This window comes from Saccharomonospora iraqiensis subsp. paurometabolica YIM 90007, assembly GCF_000231035.2.
In the GTDB taxonomy this organism is placed as follows: Bacteria; Actinomycetota; Actinomycetes; order Mycobacteriales; family Pseudonocardiaceae; genus Saccharomonospora; species Saccharomonospora paurometabolica.
Genome location: NZ_KI912250.1, coordinates 5,504 through 9,502 on the forward strand (window position 1 = coordinate 5,504; position 3,999 = coordinate 9,502).

Sequence of the window (3,999 nt, forward strand, 5' to 3'; positions counted from 1 at the left end):
CTGGAAAGCCCTCGCCGGATCCGAGCATGCCCACACCACGCGACCCAGCTCATCAACGCCATACAGACCCTCATCCACGCAAGCTGAACCCAAGTGGAAAAGGCTCACTGCTTCGGCCTGCTCACACAGATGGCCTGCTGCCTGCACCGGTACGGCATCGGCGATCTTCTCCAGCTGCCGCGCACGGTCACCGATCGACTCGTCTGTCATCCCTGCGATGGTAGATCGCCTTCTCGCTGATCATCAGGCGAAGATGTTCCATGCCCGCTGTGAGCTGCTGGACCTCCTGGGACAAGACACCGATCTGTCCGTGCAACTCCCGGGCACTGGACGTATCACCGAGTATGCCCACCACCTGTTGTTGCAGACTCTCCAACTCGCTCTGCAACTGCTGGACACCACCGACCGGAACCTGCTCAGAAAGCACGTGTAGTTGCTGTGCCTGCTCGGCAATCGACATACGACCTCCCCTTCTTCGTTCTACTGGAACCGGTGCAAAAGATATGTATGCAGGCGGGAAGGCCCTCCACCGCGCGTAAGTAGATGCGCCCGCAACACCGTATGCTGCGCAACCATAATCGCACTCGTGGAGACCGCTCTGCATACATTGAAACGCACAACGCGCGGCAAAGGCGGCGTCAGGCTGAGTCGCTCCTCCGCGACGTCACGAATCAGAACCCCAGAAGATTCACCCGCCATATTCGGAAGGTATGGCGGGTGATCATGTGTGCGGTAGGACGCGGTGTCCCACTACACGAACGGCTTAACGCACAGCGAGCCGCTCGGCGACACCACGCAGTCGTGACGCGCGCGAAGCCGGGGTACGTAGCAGGTCACGGGTCACCGACTTGATCAGGTTCTGGTGCCTGGCCCAGTCCGGCGCCATCCGTTCGGCGGCGGTGACCAGGTTCGCCGCTTGTTCATGCTGGCCGGTCCGGGTGTGCGCCAGTGCCCGGTCGGTGAGGTGCCGAGCGCGGGACGCCAACGGCAGCGCTGCCGCCTCGTTCGGCATCGTGCGGGCGGCCTTGAGCGCGCTCCCGTACTCTTCTGTCTGCACACCGACATCGACGGATTGCATGGCGACCTGCGAGGGACCGAACGCGGTCTGATAGTCGTCGCGGTCACCACCCATCCGGTCGGCGACCTGGGCACTTTGCGCGAGCAGATCCCGGGCCCGGCTGCCGCTCCGTCCCCGAGCCGCCGCCGTCGCGGCCGTAAGCACGAGTGAGCCGTAGGCGGACAACTCCGGCAGACTTACCTCCCCACGTGGCTCGACGGTTTCGGCAGTGCGGATCGCGAGCGTCTCGGCCTCGGCGTAGCGCCCGGACACGAGCAGTTGCCAGGCCACCGAGCCGCGCAAGGTGGCGGCCAACAGCGGATCCGTGCCCTCGCCTGCGACCTCAACAGCCTGTCGGATGGCGAGAAACGCGGCGTCGGACTGCTTCAGATGCACCAACGTGCAGCCCGCGACCCAGTACCCGCGGGCGAGTAGTTCCGCCGCCGATGGGCGTTGGATGTCATCCCCGGCGTCGACGGTGGCGCGCAAGGAGTGCAGCGCGGACGGCAGCAGGGCGGTGAGGTCGTCATAGCGGCCCGACCAGTAGGTGCCCCACAGATACGTGAGCGTTCGCTGTGCCTCCTGGTGCGGCAACGGCTCCACCGTGACAGCTGAGCTGCCGATCAGGTCGTGCACACCACTGACGGCGAACCGCAGCGCGGTGACACCTTCCTCCCGGTCGTGTTCCGGCAGCGATGCCCGCCCCATGAGGTCGGCGAGAGTGACGTCGAGAGCACGGGCGAGCCGATGCAGGCTCGCGACGCTGGCCGTGTTCCGGATGCCTTGTTCCAGCTTGCGAACGAGATCCACGGAGACCCCGGCTCGATCGGCGAGCTGACGCTGCGTGTAGAGCCTGCCGCGCAACTCCCGGACGCGCTCACCGATCGCCTTACCCAACGCTTCGTCGGCCATTTCGAGGCACCGCCTTCCTCCATCGACTCCCGCTCCGCTGAGAATAGCGATTAACCGACTGTGTGACGAGGGGCTATCCCAATCTCCCGGCCATGTCGTGTTCGTACGCGAAGCCTTCATGTCACATGCGGACACCGCTGCTACTTCTTACTCCGAACGTGTACTCGGACGCATCGTCCTACCCAGACATTGCAACCCGCTCATAACGTTCGGCACATGAACTGGATCAGCGGCGGATACCGACCGAACACTCTTAAATTCCGGGCAGTTCGGTACCACGGAGACCATGACTTCATCGGTCACCAGGAGACCGATTCCGACGACGTCGTCGACGCCGGAACCTCGGTTTCGAACGCCGATCGGGAGTGGGCCTGGTGATCGCGCGCGATCGGGAACTGTTGTGCCGAGCGGCCGAGGTGATGCACTCCTTCGGCCCCGTGGTGGTCGAGCTGATGCAGCGCCAGGACGGCGGCGAACTCCCCGCCGCACCGGTACGCGAGGTCGGCAACGCCTTCGTCGCCCTCGCCCACGACTTCCTCGACCGTGCCGATGAACTCGACGCCCGGGCGATCGAGAACCGCACCGCCGAAGGTGGAGACGGTGCTCGATGACCCACCGACGGTCCTGCTCGGCCGCCTCGGCACCCACCCGCCGCAATGGCCGACGGTGGACCCGGACGCCCCCACTCTGCCCGCGCCGCAGGAGCACGTGATGCGCCGCGTGCTCGCCGCACTCAGAGCCTGGGGCACCGCACCCTGCGCACACTGCGGGAACCAACCCGTCGCCCGACCGGACCTCCCACGCGGGACCATCGACGGCCGCTTCTGCGGCGGCTGCATCCAGGACTGCCTGGACGATCCACACCGCGGTCACTGGTGCCCCGTCGACGCACTCGGCGCCGCAGGTGGATAGCGACCGGCCGTCCGGTCAGCGCTGACCGGACCTCGTCATTCGGCGCCGAGGACGAACAGCAGGAAGCTCAGGCTGGTGGCGAGGAAGGGGTACTCGTCCGGGAACAGCTCGCGGGCGGCCGGTAGGTTCCCGATCATCTCGGCCAGCTCGTCGTCAAGCATGTTTCATGCTAGCTTCGCCGCTACTCGTAACGGCGAAGCTCGCGGCGAAGTTCGTGGCGAAGGTAGCTTCTCAGTATGCGTAGAGCATGCGAGAAGGTCCGAAGACACCACTGCTGCCCACCTGTCAGCCCTTACGTCCAACGCTGACGTCCGCCGCAGGAGCCCGGTTCAGTGAGGGGTGCCGCCTTCACCCGGTGGAAGACCCGACCACATGTCGCCGTAACGTCCGCTCCGGGGCGGACGGCACGGAGAGGAGACCCCGCCGGATGACCCAGGAGATCGACTTCGCCGGTGCGCGCGGCTACGCCATCCCGATGCGTGCGCGGTTCCGGGGCATCACCGTGCGCGAGGGGATGCTGTTGGAAGGCCCCGCCGGGTGGGGCGAGTTCTGCCCGTTCACCGACTACGACGACGCCACCTCCGCCGCGTGGCTGGCGACCGCGGTCGAACAGTGCACCGTCGGCTGGCCCGAACCCGTGCGCGAGGCCGTCCCGGTCAACTGCACCGTGCCCGCCGTCGGCCCGGAGCGCGCCCACGGGATCGTCGCGGACTCCGGGTGCCGCACCGCCAAGGTGAAGGTCGCCGACCACCCGGACTCCCTGCCTGAGGACCTCGCCCGCGTCGAGGCGGTCCGGGACGCCCTCGGGCCGGGCGGGGCGGTCCGGGTGGACGCCAACGCGGTCTGGGACGTCGACACCGCCGTGTCCCACATCCGCGAGCTCGACCGGGCCGCGGGCGGCCTGGAGTACGTGGAGCAGCCCTGCCGCACCGTCGAGGAACTGGCCGCCGTCCGGCGCCGGGTCGACCTGCGGATCGCCGCCGACGAGTCCATCCGCCGTGCCGAGGACCCGCTGCGGGTGGCCGTCGCGGGCGCGGCCGACGTCGCGGTGATCAAGTGCACGCCGCTCGGCGGGGTGCGGCGTTCCCTGGAGGTCGCCGAGGCCGCGGGGCTGCCGT

7 protein-coding genes are annotated in these 3,999 nt (G+C 67.4%); 3 read left to right on the forward strand and 4 right to left on the reverse strand.

Annotation, left to right across the window (positions count from 1 at the left end; all coding sequences use genetic code 11):
* The 3 genes from SACPADRAFT_RS33090 to SACPADRAFT_RS0216040 all read right to left on the reverse strand — a co-directional run.
* On the reverse strand, positions 1-210 hold a 210-nt coding region (locus tag SACPADRAFT_RS33090; RefSeq protein WP_198048339.1), incomplete at its 3' end, for a hypothetical protein.
* Entirely contained in the window at positions 188-460 is a 273-nt protein-coding gene (locus SACPADRAFT_RS0216035; protein WP_007026756.1) for a hypothetical protein, read from the reverse strand. The genes SACPADRAFT_RS33090 and SACPADRAFT_RS0216035, both read right to left, overlap by 23 nt.
* A 303-nt stretch (positions 461-763) precedes the next feature.
* Entirely contained in the window at positions 764-1,969 is a 1,206-nt protein-coding gene (locus tag SACPADRAFT_RS0216040) for a helix-turn-helix domain-containing protein (RefSeq protein WP_007026757.1), read from the reverse strand.
* Between the two features lie 216 nt (positions 1,970-2,185).
* On the opposite strand from SACPADRAFT_RS0216040, the gene SACPADRAFT_RS31605 reads away from it, so the two are divergent.
* Positions 2,186-2,347 (forward strand): hypothetical protein, encoded by a 162-nt coding sequence (locus SACPADRAFT_RS31605; RefSeq protein ID WP_157577190.1) that lies wholly within the window; start codon positions 2,186-2,188, stop codon positions 2,345-2,347.
* Positions 2,344-2,580, forward strand: coding sequence for a hypothetical protein (locus SACPADRAFT_RS0216045; protein ID WP_007026758.1), 237 nt, complete (start codon positions 2,344-2,346; stop codon positions 2,578-2,580). The genes SACPADRAFT_RS31605 and SACPADRAFT_RS0216045 overlap by 4 nt, the downstream gene beginning before the upstream one ends.
* A gap of 336 nt (positions 2,581-2,916) precedes the next feature.
* Here the strand turns inward: SACPADRAFT_RS0216045 and SACPADRAFT_RS34345 are convergent, their stop codons facing one another.
* Complete coding sequence (locus SACPADRAFT_RS34345) at positions 2,917-3,042, reverse strand: hypothetical protein (protein ID WP_007026759.1); 126 nt, start codon at positions 3,040-3,042, stop codon at positions 2,917-2,919.
* A gap of 266 nt (positions 3,043-3,308) precedes the next feature.
* Between SACPADRAFT_RS34345 and SACPADRAFT_RS28165 the strand changes: the two genes are divergently transcribed.
* A partial coding sequence (locus SACPADRAFT_RS28165) for an o-succinylbenzoate synthase (RefSeq protein ID WP_040924467.1) occupies positions 3,309-3,999 on the forward strand: 691 nt, incomplete at its 3' end.

Coding starts and splice junctions, on each gene's coding strand:
- SACPADRAFT_RS0216035 (WP_007026756.1), bottom strand. CDS start 460: ATGTCGATTGCCGAGCAGGCACAGCAACTACACGTGCTTTCTGAGCAG.
- SACPADRAFT_RS0216040 (WP_007026757.1), bottom strand. CDS start 1,969: ATGGCCGACGAAGCGTTGGGTAAGGCGATCGGTGAGCGCGTCCGGGAG.
- SACPADRAFT_RS31605 (WP_157577190.1), top strand. CDS start 2,186: ATGAACTGGATCAGCGGCGGATACCGACCGAACACTCTTAAATTCCGG.
- SACPADRAFT_RS34345 (WP_007026759.1), bottom strand. CDS start 3,042: ATGCTTGACGACGAGCTGGCCGAGATGATCGGGAACCTACCGGCCGCC.